This is a genomic window from Bacillus cereus, assembly GCF_015071065.1.
Taxonomy (GTDB): domain Bacteria; phylum Bacillota; class Bacilli; order Bacillales; family Bacillaceae_G; genus Bacillus_A; species Bacillus_A cereus_BA.
On record NZ_VOVA01000025.1, the window covers coordinates 18,681 to 36,821 of the forward strand.

The window sequence follows — 18,141 nt, forward strand, 5'->3', positions numbered from 1 at the left end:
TATACAAAGGTAGAAAAATCCATAATTAAATACGCTTATAGATGCACTTAAAAAGGGGTTTCTATCTTTACAAATCTACACTAATTAACTATACTAATAAGAGATATTTCATATCTCAATAGCATAGTTAACTAGAACGGTTTGGGAAGTTTACTCACTGATGGTGCAGTGACGTAAATGGAATACAAGATGTTTCCAGCAAATTGTATTCACCAAGAAGTAGAAATGTTTCCAGCAGATCTACTTCCTCTGTCTACTTGAGATCTTCCAAATCTCAAGTAGACAGCCGTTCTTTTTTTATTTGTTTTTTTGTGTTTATGTGTCTTATATATATCCTACAAATTCTTCCGAATTTTTTATGTATATTATCAAACTAAATCGAATTGCGTTGAGAAAACTTGTTGTCTATAACGTTACAACAAGTTTTTTTGTTTGTAAACAATGAATTTCAACAAAACTTCTTTCATTTACACAAGTTCACATGTGTAAATGTGTAAATGTGCAAACACCCCTTTTCTGCTTTCATTCTATTAATTAAACAAAAAAACATCTAATTAATTTTTACACTTGTGTAAATGTCCACAAGTGTAAATGTGTAAAAATATATTCATATTAACCTATTAAAACCTTATTATATCAACGATTATATTTTTTCTGTGGACTTGTGTAAATGTGGACATGTGGACTTGTGTAAAAATATATTGATATTATTTTAATCAGGTAGTATAATTGCACTAAGAAGTTTTTACACATGTGAACTTGTGTAAATGTGTAAATGTGTAAAAAGACGAAAAGTTTTTTTGGAGGGATATATATGAAATTAAAAAAACCGTTAACTATCACTGTAGCAAACAGTAAAGGTGGCGTTGGTAAATCTACTATTGTAAGACACTTATCTTATCATTTAGCTTTAAAGGGATATAAAGTTCTAACAGTAGATATGGATCCGCAGGCCAATACAACAAAAACAATGATCTTAACAAGAAAAAGAATTAATGATGAATACTTCGCTTTCGACAAAACATTAATGAGAGCTGTACAAGATGGTAGTTTAGAAGACATGCAATTGAATATAATGGAGAATTTAGATTTACTACCTTCTCATAGTGACTTCGAAAACTTCGAAACGTTACTAACATCAAGATTTGGTCATGCTGAACCTTCTGATCCTAACTATCATCAAGTAGAAGCTAATAAGATTAATTACTTTAGACACCTATTAGAACCTTTAAAACAAAATTATGACTTTGTTATCATTGACAGTCCGCCTACAGCATCTTATTATACAAAAAGCTCTGCAATGGCAAGTGACTATGTACTTGTTGCATTCCAAACACAAAGTGATAGTTTAGATGGCGCTAATGATTATATCTCACGATTCTTAAGCAAATTAGTAACAGAATTTAATGCTCCTCTTGATGTAATCGGCATATTACCAAATCAATTACATAGTACTGGTAAAATCGATGCAACGGTATTACAAGATGCGAAAAACATTTTTGGAGAAAATAATTTATTTAGAAACTTAATACCTTACGCTAAAAGAATCCAAAGCATTCCACGTATCGGTTTAAATAAAGATCAATATTGGGACAAGAAGTTATTTAATGAAGTTTTCGAACCATTTGCAGATGAATTTTTAGAACGAATTGAGAAAATGGAGGAATTGAGCAATGAGTAATAATATGGGGTTTTTCAACAAAAAGGAGGGCGGGGAGAACCCTGGTGCTAAAAATAAAGGAGGGAAAATTGATGTTGGCTATAAAGCTGATATCACTCCCTCTACACCATATGACCCTAGTTTACCTGCAAAAGCAACACTAGTGAATGGTGATAAGCGTGGTACTATTCGAATGCCTTTAGAAACTAAACATGAGTTTGATGCATTACTTGAGATTTCAGAGTATCAATATGCTTATGAACTGCTTGGTGAAATGCATAACTTGTATATAGATAAATTGTCAGCTGAAGAGCTTAGACTATTCCACGCACAACATGAAAACATTAAACGTAAAGCTGCTCTTAAAGAAGCTAAAAAACAGAAAAAGATATAATAATAACATGTGTAAATGTGTACATGTGGTCTTTTACACATTTACATATGTTATATCTACATAAAACATATAGAGTGATATCCCCCCTCTATATCAGTAGTAGCAATAGAACGATTTATTTTTTAAATTAATTTTTGTGTAAATGTGTACATGTGGTCTTTTACACATTTACACATGTTATACCTACATAAAACATATAGAGCGATAACCCCCTCTATATCAATAGTAGCGATAGAACGATTTATTTTTTTAAATTAATTTTGTGTACATGTGCACAATTACACATATACACAAAAAGGAGCGACGAACATGCGAACCCTCGGTATTATAGTTTTATTCGTCATAACTTTAGTATTTTTGAAGGTGATTACGCTACATACACTTGGAACGTTGGTTCTTATAATCGGATTTATAATAGCAATCAGAATTGGTGCTTATTTCTTATACCATATTGTTCTTGGCTTCCTTGTACTATTCACCACTATTGTGGGAATCATCATGATTGTTTGCTTAATTACTTATGGCACAATAAATCTAACTTAATAAAACCTGAAGGATCCATATAAATCTTACTAATGAATTAAAACCATTATTAGGTATTAAAAATTATTATCTGAATCTTAATCAGCTGAAGGCGGTGAGGAAATTGAGTTTATTCATAACGGTGATACATACAGAAACTATTAAATCTATAGGATGTTTACATCATCCGAAAAAAATTTATTTTACAGATGAATAAACATCCTATGATTGTTAATCAGTCATCATTAACTCCTCAACTACTTTAATATTATTAAGGGTCTCCTCATCAGTTGGTAAGAAACGAAGAACCATTTTATTATGATGATTAGTCTTTTTATAGTCTTTTAGCTGAAAATAGCAAAACGCTAATTGTTTATGCGGTAACCAAGTTTTAAAGGGTTGTTGTTCAATGAAATGAGTAGAATTAGCTGAAGGTGCTTCTATAGCTTGGTTATACCAATAGGCAGCTTGAGAAAACTGATTATTCTTAAGAAAGAATTCACCTAGGCGACAGCTAAATTCCGGTTGAGGAACATCGTATTCTAAAGACTGAAATGTGATTTCTATTTCTTTTTTTAAATTTCCAATTAGATGATAACAACTAGCTAATTTATGCATAACAAAAAGCCTGTGTTCTAATTGGATATCTTCGTAGTCTAAGAACTTGTTATAAAATTCAATGGCTTGTTTATATTTTTTATGTCTATGTAATTCTCTGGCATAATGAAATATATCGTGAACTGTCATTTTACCTTTATTTTTTTTCAAAAATTGTTCATATAGTTTGAGATTTCGATCCGATTCATTATCGGCATAATTTTTTTTATGGGTGACTATGATGTCACTTTCGAGAGAATTATACTGATCATGAATACTTAGATCTTCATGAACAACGCCGTGCCATTGAAAGTTTTTACTTCTTTTAACTAATCTATTGCGGCGAATGCTGGTTAAAACATTATTAAATTTATCAATTTCCGCATGATAAATCATGCAAACCGCATCAATTTTTTGAGTGAGTGATTGTTTTAAATCAAGTAGCTTTTTACGTTCTTCTGGTAAAAGTATATCATCAGCGTCTAACCATAAAATGTAATCCATTGAAGCTTGATGGAAAGAATAATTTCGAGCTGCTGAGAAATCATCTATCCATTTAAAATCTAAAATTTGTTTCGTCCATTTACTAGCTATTTGTTTCGTTTGATCTGTTGAGCCTGTATCTACAATAATAATCTCATCAGGGATGTCTTTAACTGATTCTAAACATCTATTAAGTGTTTCTACTTCATTTTTTACAATCATACATAAACTAATTGTAATCATCTGAGCACCTCTGTTATAGATATCTTTATTTTATTTGAATTTAGATTTTCCACCTAAAACGTAGTACCTAAACGAATCTCAATAGGTGGGGCTGTAAATAGTTCACGTTGTGGTTCTCGAATTGGTTCTATAGCTCGTAGTTCAACTATCATTTCAAGAATAATATTCCGGTACTTATTCACATCATCTAATATCTCTGCCCCAGTTTCCACTTGATATTTGTTTGCATCTACAATGATTATAATTTTTTCGATTAACCAGTCGCCTCTATATCCATGATCTGCACGCCAATAACAAGGTTGGCAAAAATAATCAAAGGAATGTAAAAAATATTGTCTCACATGCGTCGGATCTTCAAAAGCACTATCACTTGATCCATAAGGAACTTTAAAAACTGCTTTTGCATTTGGTTTAGTAATACGATGTAACTCTTCCATTTAGTTAATTTAAAATAATAATAGAATTCATCATATTCTATGCTTAAAAACAGAAACAGCCTGTTTACTAATCTACATTCTGTTCATTGATTAGAATGATAATGTACTTTGAGTTTTGCTTCAAATTTATAATTACTTAGATCAATATTTAACAATCTGCTTGATACAAACTGCATTTAATTATATAAGAAAGCTTATAAAACACCATAAAAAAGGACTGTAAGCCCCTCCTCTTACAATCCATCATTAATCACCATTAAAGGATAAAGAGTTCATCTAATACAATATACCCATATAAAATTATACTCTAACTCCACATTATTTATAACTAAAAGGAGTCGGATATCGACTCCTTTTTTTACCTATTCCTTTTCTTCATCATATTTCAAATCTATCCACCTATCTATTAACCTACCTTTTAACCTCCGCCCACTTATAGTTAAATTCTCCACCAAAATCATTCGTCACAATACCTTTGACAAAAGAGCGCTGTAAATACGATCTACCTTGCTGATAGAAAGGCGCTACTGCTCCATCTTCTAATAAGATTTTCTCCGCTTGTCTCATTACTTTCCAACGTTCCTTTTCATCACCAGATAAATCCGTTTTCACTTTATGAATTAGTTCATCATATTGTTTATTTGAATACTTATCAAAGTTATATGTACTATCTGTCGTAAATAAATCCAAAAATGTAATAGGATCAGGAATATCTGGCCCCCATACATCAACACCTATGTCATAATTGCTACTTAATAACAATTCAATTTGTTGTTTACGTGGCTGCGGTTTAACATTCACAGTTAATCCATTCAAATTCTTTTCAAGCTCACCCTTTAAATACTCTGCATTTCTCTTCGCTAACGCATTGTCACTCGTTAGTAATTCTAATGTTACTTCCTCTTTCCCTAGCCCCTGCTTGGCTTTTTTCTAGTCTTCCTTCGCTACATCCACATCATATTTCACTAGATTCCCATTCTCTTTTCGGAAGTCTTTTCCTTCAGATCCCTTTGCAAAATTAAGCGGTACAATCCCTTCCGCTGGAAGTGAACCATTGTTTAATACGGTTTCCGTAAAAGCTTTCTTATTAAATGACTTACTGATTGCCAATCTTGCATATTTATTTTTTAATACTTCATTTTTTTGGTTCAAACGTAAAAACTGCATAGTAACTTCAGGGCGCTCCTTGAAGTCTGGATTCTTTCTATATTTGTCTACAAAATCTCCTGTTAATCCTACACGATCAATTTGACCTGATTCATACAAATTCACTTCTGTTGATTTATCTTTTATAATATCAAAGTTAATTTCGTCTAATTTGACTGTTTTGGCATCCCAATAGCTTTTATTCTTCTTAAATTGAAAACCTTGTTCATGCTTCCAACTATCTAACGTAAATGCTCCATTATAAATTAACTGATCCGCTTCTAGACCATATTGATTCCCTTTTGATTCAAAGTACTTCTCGTTTATTGGTAAAAACGTTGGAAACGTTGTCAAATTTATAAAGTACGGAACGGGCTGTTCTAATTGTACTTCTAATGTTTTATTATCTACTGCTTTTATCCCCAACTGATCTACAGGTAACTCTTTGCTATATATGTTCTTTGCATTCTTTATATCAAAGAACAAAAACGAGTATTCTGCCGCTGTATCAGGATTCACAGCTCTTTTCCAAGCAAACACGAAGTCTTCAGCTGTAACAGGCGCTCCATTTGACCATTTCGATTCTCTCAAGTGAAATGTGTACGTTTTTTTGTCTTCACTCACATCATAAGATTTCGCCACACCGGGAATTACTTTATTGTCTTCCCCTAGTGTATACAGACCTTCGAACACATTACGCATTACATTCATTGATTCACTATCAGTTGCCCTTGTTACATCCATTGTTGGGATCTCCGCTATATACGGTAAATTAATGGATTGTTTTGTTTCATTTTTGTCAGTTGCCTTTGCTGTATTTCCAGTCTCTTTTCCCCCACTACAAGCTGTTAGCAGAAGACTTGCTCCTATAATAGAAGCCACAACTGGTGTAACTTTTTTAAACATCTTACTTTCTTCCTCTCTAAATGTACGGTTTATTTAATTGAATTATCTATATATTGAGTTTTAAAGGCTATAAGAAAAGACATTCCCTTTCTCTACAAGCATTCTAACACCTTTCCTCATTATATATGTTTTCTTAAAACAATGAACCTCTAATTACTTTACCTTTAAAAAAGTTAGCATTTTTAGGAATAGAGTGTCAATCATTAATAAGATGTTATTTCTACTTGTAATACGGTATGTGAAATTATAAATAAACACTAATAAAAAGGCGTGATAATCACGCCGCTTTTTTCCTCTTAAAATATGTTTTCATTAAACAACAAACAATAAATTTTCTTGAAAGTTCATCCTCCAACAACGCATGTACCTTATAAGAGGATCTATTATGTTTATTGTACGGAAGATTTTTATGTTTATCGCTACTGTATGCTAACTCATGACCATACATCCAATCTACAACATAAGCTTCAACTGTATTATGTTTTTCCAAAACCACTTCATATATATCATTTTTGCCACCTATAATACCATTAAAGCTAGACCAATTAATTTCCTTATCAAGAATTTTGCTCGCTCTTTTTAATGCTTCCTCTTGTAACTTTGAAATACAGTTTAATTTAAGCTTTTAACCTTGATATTAAAGCAAATAAGAAGAGCGAATTTTGAAAAAATATTGATCAAAACATGCTCTTTTTAATGTGATCGATTAACTTCATTATAAAAAAGTTATATCTTTCTTATAAATTAAATTTCTTAATAAACCGCAACGTTAGTTTCAATGATACTAGAGTATTGACATTTTTATTCATACATCATAACCCAATATTTTTCATTTGGATTGCCCTCTTCAACAACCTTTTTCCAACCATTACGTTCATAGAACTTCATCGCTTTCTGGTTCTTAGATACGCACTTTAATTTCAATGGACGATTCATTTTCTCTATACAAGCATTAAGTAACCGTCCACCAACACCCTTACCCAAGAAGTCTGAGTGAACAAATAAATTATGGATAAAATTATCGGGTAAGTACAATGAAGCGAAACCAAGGATGTGATTGTTCTCCTCGGCTAATATGATGTGCTCTCCCACAGTGTGCTTATCAAAATCTTCCAAAATCATCTCTTCGGTATTTTCCCAAAAAAATGTTTTACTACGTGATTGCAAATACACATTTCTTAATTCTGGATAGTCTAACTCATTTGCCACTCTAATTTTCATGAATTCACTCTCTTTCCTTACTTAAACTAATTACTGCTTCTTTAAGTTATTGCCTCTGAAGGTAAAATAATAAATGTTATCTAACACTATAATATCATTATCATAAGGGAATCCTAGAATGTTTAACTATAATCATAATCACAGCTAACTAGTTGTTCGTGCTTAGTCATCAAAAATTGGTGTATGAGATACATATGTTTATATATATTTTTCATATACTGATAATTGCAGAAAATAAAGGCATTTTTTAAAGTAAACTATTAGATATATCCAAAAAGATGAATTTTTTTTTACAGGGATTACTGCAAAAAACGTCCATCAGCAATGTACATTTTTAAAGAAGAAAATCGTTGGATAAGAAATTCACAAAAATGGATAGCATTTACTTGTTCTAAGTGAAACGGCGCAACTTTTTTACAAACGGTATAACTTTCTTTAAAACGGTACATCTTTTTTATAAACGGTACGACTTTATTTTAAAGCCACACCTCTTTTTTATCTTTGAAATATTGTTCAACCTCTGTTTTGTCCATCATCTTAAAAACACCCCTATCTACTGGTAAAATTTATCTTATTTCCTACTTCAATTATATCATATATAGTAGATATGCCATTGAATGAATACTTTAAACGTAAGATATAAGATCTTAGAATTCAATGGTTACAGTATAGTCGCACTTTATGAAAGTATAATTTTATATTTTTATAAAGTTATACTTTCATAAAAAACACTCGATTTAAACTTAATCCCAAAACTTCCACCAGGATTTCTTTTTTGCTGCCGCTATTTCTTCCTGGGCTGATACAATAGTGCGTTTAGCATCTTGAATCTCTCTGACCATCTTCATAAGATTATCATCTCTTAGCTCTAACCTCTTTTCTATCCTTTCTTCATGTTCCTTCCGATCTTTCATATCTTCCATTATTAATTTATTTCTTTCTTTAATATCCTCTTCGATTAATATGTTATTTCGATCTATACGATCACCTATTCTCTTTTCCATTTCTAATAGGTTTGCTTGCTGCACCTTATTAATCTCTTCTATCATAGCGCTATATTGTTGCTGGAATTGATACTGCATTTGATAAGGAACTGGATCTGATCCCTGGGATTCCTCTTTCCTATTATCGATTCCAAACTGCTTCGCAATCATTTTCGCAGCTTTTTCTAAAGTCATACCATCTTGCTTACTCAACTCTACTAACTGTTCAATAAGTACAACATCAAACTCTGTGTATTCTCTTCTTCCTCGACTATTCTTTCTTACATCATACCCTTCACGTTCAAGAACATCCGAATACTTTCTAAGTGTGCTACCACTTACTCCTAAACGACTATAGACCTCACTGCTGCTATATACTATCTCTGCTTCTGACATAGCGCTACGCCACCTCCTATTAGAGAATTTCAATACATAATAGCTGATACCTTTAAGAATTCATCGACGAAGCTTGCACAGTCTTTGTAATGTTTTGTCGGTTTTAGAGACATTCATAACGCTATAGCTAAGGAAGTGTTTCGTTTTTGGAGATTTAAACTCTTTGTTAAATATTCTTTTTAACAAAACATTTATATTTAAATTATATTTTTAAAACCTCTTTATAAAAGAACGCAAGTTCGTATACAATAAGAACAAACGTTCTTTTACTTTGGGGAGGAATCACAGTGTACGACTATTCAATCCTACCGAATAGGATCATCTTATGTGTCGATCTTTGCAGTTTTTATGCTTCAGTTAGTTGCATTAAAATGGGACTCGACCCACTTCGTACAAAATTAGCTGTAGTTGGTGATGTTAACAGGAGTGGCTCTATTGTTTTGGCTGCAACTCCACCGCTAAAAGCCCTGGGCGTTAAGAAAATGGCACGGTTGTATGAATTACCACGTCGTAAAGATATTCTCGTGGTAAATCCAATTATGAGCACTTATATAAAATGCTCCAATTACATAACAAAATTAGCTTTACAATACGTTCCTATTGAGGATTTTCACCAATACGGCATCGACGAATTTTTTATGGATATTACGGATAGTATCCATTTATTCGCTCAAGATCCATACGAATTCGCTATGAAATTCAAACGTGAAATATATGAGTACACACGAATTGAATGTACCATCGGCATTGCTCCTAACCCATTAATGAGTAAGGTTGCTTTAGATATTGAAGCAAAGAAGAACAAGGACGGGATTGCTTGTTGGAAGTACGAGGATGTACCTACAAAACTATGGAGCATACGACCGCTTAGTAAGTTTTGGGGCATTTCTCATAAAACTGAAGCTAAATTAAATCGAAAAGGCATACATTCTATTGAGGATTTAACTAATTATCCCCTTAAACACTTAAAACAAAGCTTCGGTAAGATCGGAGAGGAATTGCACTTACATAGCCACGGAATTGACTTTAGTCGCATTTCAGAATATGTTCCAGCTACAACTTCTATAGGGAAAAGCCAAATTCTAATGCGTGACTATACAATAGAAGAATTTCCGATTGTTTTACTAGAGCATATTGAAGAAGTTTGTTATCGACTCAGGAGACAAAACAAGCTCGCTCAAACCGTTCATTTTTCCGTTGGTTACAGTAAAAGTTATACCGGTGGCATTAGAAAAACGCACACTTTAAGCCGCCCGACTAATTTAACAATGGATATTTATCAGATCTGTACATATTCTTTACATCAACATTATACTGGCGAACCCATTCGCAGCATAAACATTTCTCTAACGAATCTAGTCCAGGAAGGGGAGGAACAAATTTCCCTTTTCGATAACATAACGCAGCGAGAACAAGAAATAAAGTTAACAAAAGTAATGGATGAAATACGCACAAAGTTTGGGAAGAACAGTATTTTACGAGGGATTTCCTACACGCATAGCGCCACAGCTAGATACAGAAACACACTAATAGGGGGACATAAATCATGAGAAACGCTAATATGCCAAAAGGAAACATATTAAAATGAATTCAATTTTTATTGCTTTTTACAAAAAGATTGCTGTAGACCCACTGTATTTTAAATTGATAACATATAACTAATGCCTAAAAGTTAGGGGGAAAAATAACATTATGAATTCATCTAAAATAGCTTTTTTATCAGTATTAAGTAACTCTTTTATTGTTGTTTTAAAAGTTGTTATTGGTATCATCACTGGATCAATAGCTATTCTTTCTGAAGCTATTCATTCTTCATTAGACTTAGTAGCTTCACTAATTGCTTTCTTTTCCGTACGAATTTCGAATAGACCAGCTGATAAGGTACACCCTTATGGACATGGGAAAGTAGAAAATATTTCAGGAACAATTGAAACATTATTAATTTTTGTAGCTGGCTTTTGGATCATTTACGAATGTATTTTGAAACTCATAAATCCTGAACCAATCCAACTTCCTTTTTTAGGGATACTTGTTATGTTAATAGGGGCAATCATTAATTTTGTAATATCACGCATCGTTAATAAAACTGCTGAAGAAACAAAATCCATAGCAATGAAATCTAATGCACTACATTTACTTACAGATGTTTATACATCATTAGGTGTTGCAATAAGTTTATTCTTAGTTAGTTTAACTAAATGGTATTTTTTAGACCCTATCATTGGAATTATTTTAGCTATTTATATCATGACTGAAGCTTCTAAATTAATGAAAGAATCTTTTCCTCCTCTAATAGATGCATGCTTATCACAAGAAGAAGAAGAAAAAATCATAAACATTATTAAATCTTATAAAGGTGAATATATTGAATTTCATGATTTTCGCACAAGACGTTCTGGTCCAACCGAGTATATAGATTTTCATCTGGTTGTTTCATCTCAATATGATATTGAAACAGCACATGAATTATGTGATCGAATAGAACATCATATTATGAAACAGTTTAATCGAGCTCATATATTAATTCATTTAGAACCAGAACATGAAATTTTAATAAAATAATCTAGTTAAACTAATTAAGGATTCAAAAAAGATAGGAGAAATATTTATCCGATCTTTTTTCATACCCCTTGTCTTTGGATGTGGGTCCAATGTCAAGGTGAAGCGAAGCAAGGAGTTAGCCACTTCTATCGACCTGTATTTTTTACACACAACAAAATATCAGAAAACAAAAATAATTTTATCTATTACCTATCTTCAATGGTTGCTCTTTCTTTCATTACTAATTTTTTTAACTTCCCAGCTAATAACACGCTTCCAACAATTAAAATAATAGTTCCCCAATATAGAAAAGCATTATTTAAAAAATACGTTTTTAATAATGGTTCATGCATTATCATTTTGGCCGCCGTCCAAGCTATTACACCACCTCCGATGTAAATAATAAAAGGAAAACGATCAACGAATATAATAAATAGACTACTTCCAAAAATCACAATCGGAATACTAATTAATAATCCTAAAAACACCAATAAAAAACTACCATGCGAAGCACCTGCCACTGCCAATACATTATCAAGACTTATAACAATATCTGCAATAATAATAGCTCGAATTGCTGTCCACAAACTATTTTTTGAAGTAACATTTTTTTCTTCTGGATTCTCTGTTAATGCTACAAGCTTAAAAGCAATCCAAATTACTAATATTCCTCCAACTAACAAAAGCCCTGGAATTTTTAATAACCATACAGCAATTAAAGTAGCAAGTGTACGAATAATAACTGCTCCAACTGTTCCCCAAAAAATTGCTTTCTTTTGTTGTTTTTTCGGTAATTTTTTTGCAATCAAACCAATTACAATCGCATTATCACCAGCAATCACTAAATCAATAATAACAATTGACAATAAAGCCGACAAAAACTCCAATGTATTCACCTCAATTTGTACTTAAAACAAATTGTGTACAGCGATTAATAATAATATAAATCCACTTAAAGCTGTGCTAAATTGTCCTATTGTCCATGATCCAATCTTTACATTTGCAACCTTTTTTCCTAATTTAACTCCTAACCAAACAGTTAAAAAGCTGAATACGGCTGCTGATAATGAAATAGCAAATGGAGATAATTTTAATAACCCTGCACCTAATCCATTCGTAAGAGCATTCATAGATATAGCAATACCAAGAACAATAGATTCAAAAAAACTAATATCTCCTGATTTATCAAGATCAGCTTTTTCAGGAGATTTTAAATATCCAGTAATAATATTCGAAACAGATTCATCTTCATCAAGTACTTTTTGATTAACTTTCTTTTTTCTTGGAATTGTCATTAAAATAATTCGTAAACCAATTACAAACAAAAACAATGTACCAATAACATCAGATAATGTGCCAGGAAAAACTTTTGAAATATATTGTCCAAATAAAATACCCATTTCACTAAAAATAAAAGCAATAATCGCAATTATAAAATTAGCTAAAAAACCTATACGAATATTACGAATACCATAAGATATCCCTACTCCAAAATTATCTATACTAGAGGATAATGAAAGTAATAAAATAGTAATTAAAGCTGTTATAGTCATAATTGTCATAATCCCTTTTATTCTGTGATGAAACAGCAGGTTATTGTATGGATATATCCCCAAAAACGTACCAATATTTTTAAAATATTGGTACGTTTTTGAGGATAAGTGCTAGATAATTTTATGTGTGCATTAGTTTTAAGCTTTGTTGTCGGAGCAATCAGTTCAACATATCATCAATTAAAAAGATAAAAATCTTCTTACATAAAACAAAAAAGAGTCCTAAATTAATAGGACTCTTTTTTTACTCTTCTCGAATGTAAACTTTCAACTATTAGTTTACATTCAAATCACCTAAAGCATTGACTTTGCAACAATTCCCCTGATATCTTCAAAATTATCAAGAAAAGTATACATTCAAAACACTATAAACAAAGAGATTAAAACCATATCTTATTGATGTCCAACAACATTATATAAATTAATAAACATATCTACTTTTAAAAACAAAATAAGAGAAGAGGACTTTTATCTTATCTTATTTTGTTTTTAAAAGGCATTAAGAACTTCGTTGAACACTAATAACATCTGGCCTTGTCACATTGAAGTTTGCATTATTATCAACCCAAATAAGAAATCCATCTTCTACACGAATAAAAACTCCTGTTCCATCAATCTGATCTCCACCTGAAAAGACTCTGATTTTATCGCCCTCTCTAAAACCATTTAATCGTCTTCTTCCTAAATCACCCAATCCCCCCCCTTCAAACTTTCTATTTTTTTATTCGTCTTCGTCTATTACATTCATCACATTCACATCTATCCTCAAAAGACATCTAACATAACCCCATTTCCGATAAATTTATTTACACCATATTCTATGAAATTCATAAATTAATTGATTAGGCCTTCTTCCTCTATTAAATGTCTAGTTCATTAATTTATTAAAAATAAAATATATTAATTATGATAATTGTACAAGCTATTTTTTAGTACTTACATAAGCTATCAATAGGATGATAAACATCCCAACCACCATAACCCTTTTCCCTATATTACTAAGTCGCTAGCTATCTATAGAGATAGCAAAAAAGAACAGTATTTTTGACTGTTCTTTTTTAATGTGATTTTAATTGTATATTCCACAAAGAAATAGCTTTTTTTCGTTTTAGTTTGATGGGCGTAAGACAGTATTCCTAACTGTGTATATCATATACTGTTAAAACAAACACCTTAAGATTGTATTGTTTCAACTAACTACAACTTTTTAATCAATTCTTCAGTTTTTAAAACTGTGGCAAACTCATCACCTAAAGTTACTAATGATACATTATGTATTTGTTCAGACACAAAAATAGGCTGTGGAGAAGACTTTCTTCACAGCCTGAGAAAACACTTCTCTTAAGATAGAGAAGTGTTTTCCTTCATTATTGGTTAGAGCTAAAAGATTATGATTTTTTTGCAGCTGATTGTGCATTTTGTTTTTTCACTGCTTGTACATTTGTTTCAGTTGCAAATTCTGTACCATAACTAGCATTTGCACTTTGTGCACCTGAAGCTTGTGCTTTCTTTGCCTCTGCTTGTGCATTCGCTTGTTTTACTGCTTGTACATTTGTTTCAGTTGCGAATTCTGTACCATAACTAGCATTTGCACTTTGTGCACCTGAAGCTTGTGCTTTCTTTGCCTCTGCTTGTGCATTCGCTTGTTTTACTGCTTGTACATTTGTTTCAGTTGCGAATTCTGTACCATAGCTAGCATTTGTGCTTTGGATGCTAGTGCCAGAAGTTGCCTTATTGTAACCTTGTTGTTTTTTGTTCATCTTTCTCACCTCCACAATCAATAATGTAACCAACCCATTTAAAAGCTATTCTTAATTTTATTTTTAAACTTCCTCATATTATTTCAATATTCATTCAAACTACATATTATAGGGATGAAAGTATGTACATAGGACGAAATATGACTGAACTAACTATGCTTTTAAGAAATGAATGGAAAGAAGAAAAAATATTAATTACATATTATGAAGACGGTTATTTACTCTCAATTTATATGACTGTTGTTGATATTGATCCGCTAAATAGTACTATCATATGTACCGATGCTTTTTATAATAAGATGACACTACAATTTTCTAACATAATAGACGTAAAATAGAATAGATTTAAGTAATCACGTTTGGATTGTTATAAAGGAGTGTATAAAATGCAAGGGAATCAGATAAGAAAGAATACAGCAAGAACAGTTATTCATAATGATATAAATAACTATCCCTATTTAAGCATACCTATGATTATAAATGAGAAAGATGGAAAGCTTTATGAAATTTTAAGTACCGGTTTTCATACTAATGATGCAGTAGCAATGATAACAACGGACGGTTTTGCTACAACTAGGGTAAATACACTGATCGTAACAGTAAAAAACAATGATAGTAGCATTCAAGCATACCGCTTACCTTTAGAACTGGAATATTGGGTGCTTTCTTGTATGCGTGCTGCTTCAGCAGGAAAAAATCCGTTTCCATGTAAAGTTGCTTTTGGAATCATTGACACTAAATTTCATGTAGAATTTAAATAAAAAAGAAGGGGCTACTCAATTTGAGCCCCTTCTTTCTTCAGTTATATAAACATCAATTCTCTATATTGTTTATAGGAACAAACACATTCATTGCTTCCACTGTTAGAATCTATTCTCCCCTTTGTTTATCTTCAGGTTTATAAATTTAGCGCATTCTAAGGGCAATATAAGGCTTCATTCCCCAAGTAGTAGATACTGTCTTACCACATAACATATTTCTACCAGAATATCTTATTGCCCCTGCTTTAAAGTCAAATGTATCAAATTGTTTAAAGGTTTCTAATGGACTTTTCCCTTGAATTGCTCGTCTAATAACATCTGCAGCTATTTCATTAGCTACTCTCCTCATCTCAGCCGTGAACTTGTGTTGTGCATCATTTTGTAATGATGCAATAGTACGATTCACTAAGTTATTTATCCAGTACAAGACGGCACTTGGATTAGCGCTAAATACAGATACTCCCTGTAATACATCTTTTTCTGCAATGTCATTTGCCCAAGCTGTAACCCAACCGCCATTTTCAATTTTGAGTTCTAAGTCAAACTTATTTGTCAGGTATCCAGTATGACCGTGACACACAGGAGGATGATGCACTGCATGATCTATCTCATGCCCTAAATGTTCTAATCCACTGCTCGGCAAACTCATTCGTTCCAATTCAGAATTATGAATATCATGTATTGACGTTCCAGTGTATTCACAATTCCAATTACTATAATAATCATAATGACACTCTGGATAAGATAATGGATACAAAGGGGGAAATCTAGATAAATATTGTGGAGAGTAATTACTAAATTGACCACATGGAATTATATATGAGCTATATGTTTTAATTAGCATGATAATTCCTCCTATAATTCTATTCTTGAAAGCAATATATGGTAAACAAGATTAGTTAGGTACTTGTCTAAATTTAAATGGGTATAAATTGGAGGACTTACTAAAAGGAGAATTTGATAATAATGGACCAAATTCCGAGTATGAGACAGTTTTCTATTTTTTCACGTCAAAAATAGACTGACCCATCCAGTCTCAGCATACATATTTCTCTAACGAATTTAATCTAGGAAGGGGAGGAACAAGTTTCGCTTTTTGATAACGTAGCAAGAACAAGAAATGAAGTTAACGAAAATAATGGATGGCAAACATACAAAGTTTGGGGAAAACAGCATTTTACGAAGGATTTTCTACACGCATAGCGCCACAGCTAGATACAGAAACACGTTTATAGGAGTAGCATCAAGAGGAGCTGAAACCGAAATATTTGCCTTTGATCAGAAATAAGAAAACAAAAGTTATATATTAAACTTTTAGTTTTTTATTGAATAATTTAGGAACTAAACTGAAACTCTTGCATACTATGTAATCAGGAAAAACAGTTTTGGAAACAAAACGACCTTTCCATCGGTGCCATCCGAAGGGAAGACCTATGTCTTCCCGCCCTACATAAGAAGATCACCTTAGGGTGGTCTTTTTGGTTCTGGTGCAAAAATCATTTAATAACATGCCTATCAGGTTAAGAATACAAATCACCCCCAATACGAAAAAAATGAGCCGGATGGTCATAAATAATTGTAGTGCGATAAAAATTTTCATTTAGGGGATACTTCATAACTTTAGCTTGATAGCGATGGGATCAATCCATCAGAAATAAAAAACAAAAGTTATATATTTAACTTTTAGTTTTTTATTGAATAATTTAGGAACTAAACTGAAACTCTTGCATACTATGTAATTAGGAAAAACAGTTTTGGAAACAAAACGCCCTTTCCATCGGGGCAACCCGAAGGGAAGACCGATGTCTTCCCGCCCTACATAAGAAGATCACCTTAGGGTGGTCTTTTTGGTTCTGGTGCAAAAATCATTTAATAGGGATATAAAGCATACACAGTCTGTGTAATTACAAATTATGATGCAATTCCAAACAACTTATGTATGAACTTCACCTCATTTTATACAGACTTCACCTGTCGGTGAAGTTGTCCTTTTTTCAGTATGAATCTTGGTCATAGAGCACCATAAATAGTGCTCTTTTTATTTAAATGATGATCTTGTTATAAATTTAATAAAGTTCTTATGAATAGAGCAATCTGTATCTAAAAGGAGTAATCATGAAAATTTCAAATATATTGCTCTTTCAATTGGATAGATTGCATTATTCTTGTTGAGCTATATTTTTCTTTACTGTAAATCCCTCTCGTTGCAACACTTCCATATACTTTCTGAGCATACTATTGTAGATTTAGATTTAAAAATTAAAACCTTATCTCCCCGCCCTATGGCGTCTTTTCTTTTTTAAAAGGACCTGCTCAATTGCTCGATAAAAACATAAGGTAAAATGAATCCATTAAAATACTTGAGTGATCCCTTGTTTTATCCTCTTACCAAAAGGAGGAACTATTATGGGCTTTGGTGGTAGTTGTGGCGGCGGCTTTGCCGGTGGCTTTGCTTTATTAGTTGTATTATTTATTTTATTAATCATAGTTGGAGCTGCTTGCTTCTGCTAAAAAACTATTAGAAAAGACACTCTTATA

General features: G+C 32.0%; 17 protein-coding genes and 3 pseudogenes. 9 read left to right on the plus strand and 11 right to left on the minus strand.

The features are described from left to right. Positions 1-814: 814 nt before the first annotated feature. From FT637_RS27115 to FT637_RS27125, 3 genes are all read left to right on the plus strand, one after another. Positions 815-1,681: a ParA family protein gene (locus tag FT637_RS27115; protein WP_193648886.1), complete on the plus strand. Its 867-nt coding sequence runs from the start codon at positions 815-817 to the stop codon at positions 1,679-1,681. Further along, positions 1,674-2,054 (plus strand): hypothetical protein, encoded by a 381-nt coding sequence (locus tag FT637_RS27120; protein ID WP_193648887.1) that lies wholly within the window; start codon positions 1,674-1,676, stop codon positions 2,052-2,054. Before FT637_RS27115 ends, FT637_RS27120 begins: the two co-directional genes overlap by 8 nt. 309 nt (positions 2,055-2,363) lie before the next feature. Next, positions 2,364-2,597, plus strand: a complete 234-nt coding sequence (locus FT637_RS27125) for a hypothetical protein (RefSeq protein ID WP_193648888.1) — start codon at positions 2,364-2,366, stop codon at positions 2,595-2,597. Between the two features lie 210 nt (positions 2,598-2,807). Here FT637_RS27125 and FT637_RS27130 read toward each other — a convergent pair whose 3' ends face one another. The 6 genes and pseudogenes from FT637_RS27130 to FT637_RS27155 all read right to left on the minus strand — a co-directional run bounded on the left by FT637_RS27130 (position 2,808) and on the right by FT637_RS27155 (position 8,988). Beyond that, the gene (locus FT637_RS27130) at positions 2,808-3,899 is read right to left on the minus strand and encodes a glycosyltransferase (protein WP_193648889.1); all 1,092 of its coding nucleotides are present in this window, start codon (positions 3,897-3,899) and stop codon (positions 2,808-2,810) included. 53 nt (positions 3,900-3,952) lie between these two features. Then, complete coding sequence (locus FT637_RS27135; protein ID WP_193648904.1) at positions 3,953-4,336, minus strand: hypothetical protein; 384 nt, start codon at positions 4,334-4,336, stop codon at positions 3,953-3,955. A 411-nt stretch (positions 4,337-4,747) separates the two neighbouring features. Then, positions 4,748-6,388 (minus strand): annotated as a pseudogene (locus tag FT637_RS27140) (peptide ABC transporter substrate-binding protein). A 277-nt stretch (positions 6,389-6,665) separates the two neighbouring features. Further along, positions 6,666-6,878 carry a hypothetical protein gene (locus tag FT637_RS30155; protein WP_227493979.1) on the minus strand — a complete coding sequence of 71 codons (213 nt, stop codon included), beginning with the start codon at positions 6,876-6,878 and terminating at the stop codon, positions 6,666-6,668. A 311-nt stretch (positions 6,879-7,189) separates the two neighbouring features. After that, positions 7,190-7,609 carry a GNAT family N-acetyltransferase gene (locus FT637_RS27150; protein WP_193648890.1) on the minus strand — a complete coding sequence of 140 codons (420 nt, stop codon included), beginning with the start codon at positions 7,607-7,609 and terminating at the stop codon, positions 7,190-7,192. A 743-nt stretch (positions 7,610-8,352) separates the two neighbouring features. Beyond that, positions 8,353-8,988, minus strand: a complete 636-nt coding sequence (locus tag FT637_RS27155; RefSeq protein ID WP_193648891.1) for a DUF3967 domain-containing protein — start codon at positions 8,986-8,988, stop codon at positions 8,353-8,355. Between the two features lie 287 nt (positions 8,989-9,275). Here FT637_RS27155 and FT637_RS27160 point away from each other — a divergent pair, with 287 nt between their 5' ends. Together FT637_RS27160 and FT637_RS27165 are read left to right on the plus strand one after the other, a co-directional pair. After that, positions 9,276-10,538 carry a Y-family DNA polymerase gene (locus FT637_RS27160; RefSeq protein WP_193648892.1) on the plus strand — a complete coding sequence of 421 codons (1,263 nt, stop codon included), beginning with the start codon at positions 9,276-9,278 and terminating at the stop codon, positions 10,536-10,538. Positions 10,539-10,680: 142 nt separating this feature from the next. After that, entirely contained in the window at positions 10,681-11,550 is an 870-nt protein-coding gene (locus FT637_RS27165) for a cation diffusion facilitator family transporter (RefSeq protein WP_193648893.1), read from the plus strand. Positions 11,551-11,735: 185 nt separating this feature from the next. On the opposite strand, the gene FT637_RS27170 is transcribed toward FT637_RS27165, so the two are convergent. The 4 genes and pseudogenes from FT637_RS27170 to FT637_RS27185 all read right to left on the minus strand — a co-directional run bounded on the left by FT637_RS27170 (position 11,736) and on the right by FT637_RS27185 (position 14,857). Next, positions 11,736-12,431, minus strand: a complete 696-nt coding sequence (locus tag FT637_RS27170; protein ID WP_193648901.1) for a YjbE family putative metal transport protein — start codon at positions 12,429-12,431, stop codon at positions 11,736-11,738. A gap of 6 nt (positions 12,432-12,437) precedes the next feature. Further along, positions 12,438-13,082 (minus strand): sporulation membrane protein YtaF, encoded by a 645-nt coding sequence (gene ytaF, locus FT637_RS27175; RefSeq protein WP_193648894.1) that lies wholly within the window; start codon positions 13,080-13,082, stop codon positions 12,438-12,440. A gap of 499 nt (positions 13,083-13,581) precedes the next feature. Beyond that, positions 13,582-13,858, minus strand: a pseudogene (locus FT637_RS27180) (hypothetical protein). Between the two features lie 612 nt (positions 13,859-14,470). Beyond that, the gene (locus tag FT637_RS27185; protein ID WP_193648902.1) at positions 14,471-14,857 is read right to left on the minus strand and encodes a gamma-type small acid-soluble spore protein; all 387 of its coding nucleotides are present in this window, start codon (positions 14,855-14,857) and stop codon (positions 14,471-14,473) included. Positions 14,858-14,964: 107 nt separating this feature from the next. Between FT637_RS27185 and FT637_RS27190 the strand changes: the two genes are divergently transcribed. Both FT637_RS27190 and FT637_RS27195 read left to right on the plus strand, forming a co-directional pair. After that, complete coding sequence (locus tag FT637_RS27190; RefSeq protein ID WP_227493982.1) at positions 14,965-15,180, plus strand: YolD-like family protein; 216 nt, start codon at positions 14,965-14,967, stop codon at positions 15,178-15,180. A 48-nt stretch (positions 15,181-15,228) separates the two neighbouring features. Further along, positions 15,229-15,603: a hypothetical protein gene (locus FT637_RS27195; protein WP_193648896.1), complete on the plus strand. Its 375-nt coding sequence runs from the start codon at positions 15,229-15,231 to the stop codon at positions 15,601-15,603. Between the two features lie 145 nt (positions 15,604-15,748). On the opposite strand, the gene FT637_RS27200 is transcribed toward FT637_RS27195, so the two are convergent. After that, positions 15,749-16,447, minus strand: a complete 699-nt coding sequence (locus FT637_RS27200) for a hypothetical protein (protein WP_193648897.1) — start codon at positions 16,445-16,447, stop codon at positions 15,749-15,751. A gap of 194 nt (positions 16,448-16,641) precedes the next feature. On the opposite strand from FT637_RS27200, the pseudogene FT637_RS27205 reads away from it, so the two are divergent. Both FT637_RS27205 and FT637_RS27210 read left to right on the plus strand, forming a co-directional pair. Beyond that, positions 16,642-16,891 (plus strand): annotated as a pseudogene (locus FT637_RS27205) (hypothetical protein); the annotation flags it as partial. A gap of 1,118 nt (positions 16,892-18,009) precedes the next feature. After that, the gene (locus FT637_RS27210; RefSeq protein ID WP_000505684.1) at positions 18,010-18,114 is read left to right on the plus strand and encodes a YjcZ family sporulation protein; all 105 of its coding nucleotides are present in this window, start codon (positions 18,010-18,012) and stop codon (positions 18,112-18,114) included. The last annotated feature ends 27 nt before the right edge of the window (positions 18,115-18,141 follow it).